Annotated in this window: 1 rRNA gene; it reads right to left on the minus strand. The window is 53.5% G+C overall.

Features of this window, described 5'->3' with window-relative positions:
- A 23S ribosomal RNA gene (locus tag ABIB18_RS23700) occupies positions 1-1,210 on the minus strand; the annotation flags it as partial.
- Positions 1,211-1,233: the final 23 nt, after the last annotated feature.

A 1,233-nucleotide genomic window follows, 5' to 3' on the forward strand; every position in this document is an offset into this window, starting at 1 on the left:
ACGGCTTACAGAACGCTCCCCTACCCAACAACGCATACGCGTCGCTGCCGCAGCTTCGGTGCATGGTTTAGCCCCGTTACATCTTCCGCGCAGGCCGACTCGACCAGTGAGCTATTACGCTTTCTTTAAATGATGGCTGCTTCTAAGCCAACATCCTGGCTGTCTGTGCCTTCCCACATCGTTTCCCACTTAACCATGACTTTGGGACCTTAGCTGGCGGTCTGGGTTGTTTCCCTCTTCACGACGGACGTTAGCACCCGCCGTGTGTCTCCCGTGATAACATTCTTCGGTATTCGCAGTTTGCATCGGGTTGGTAAGCCGGGATGGCCCCCTAGCCGAAACAGTGCTCTACCCCCGAAGATGAGTTCACGAGGCGCTACCTAAATAGCTTTCGGGGAGAACCAGCTATCTCCCGGTTTGATTGGCCTTTCACCCCCAGCCACAGGTCATCCGCTAATTTTTCAACATTAGTCGGTTCGGTCCTCCAGTTAGTGTTACCCAACCTTCAACCTGCCCATGGCTAGATCACCGGGTTTCGGGTCTATACCCTGCAACTTAACGCCCAGTTAAGACTCGGTTTCCCTGCGGCTCCCCTATACGGTTAACCTTGCTACAGAATATAAGTCGCTGACCCATTATACAAAAGGTACGCAGTCACCCCCATAAAGAAGGCTCCCACTGCTTGTACGTACACGGTTTCAGGTTCTGTTTCACTCCCCTCGCCGGGGTTCTTTTCGCCTTTCCCTCACGGTACTGGTTCACTATCGGTCAGTCAGGAGTATTTAGCCTTGGAGGATGGTCCCCCCATATTCAGACAGGATACCACGTGTCCCGCCTTACTCATCGAGCTCACAGCCTGTGTGTTTTTGTGTACGGGAGTATCACCCTGTACCCTGCGACTTTCCAGACGCTTCCACTAACACACAAGCTGATTCAGGCTCTGGGCTGCTCCCCGTTCGCTCGCCGCTACTGGGGGAATCTCGGTTGATTTCTTTTCCTCGGGGTACTTAGATGTTTCAGTTCCCCCGGTTCGCCTTGCAGCACTATGTATTCATGCTGCAATGATGCACTGAGTGCACCGGGTTTCCCCATTCGGACATCGACGGCTGTAGCGGTTCATATCACCTTACCGTCGCTTTACGCAGATTAGCACGTCCTTCATCGCCTCTGACTGCCAGGGCATCCACCGTGTACGCTTAGTCGCTTAACCTCACAACCCACAGGCGTTTTTCA

Origin of the sequence: Pantoea sp. UYEF8, from assembly GCF_040546285.1 — a bacterium.
Classification (GTDB): Bacteria; Pseudomonadota; Gammaproteobacteria; order Enterobacterales; family Enterobacteriaceae; genus Pantoea; species Pantoea brenneri.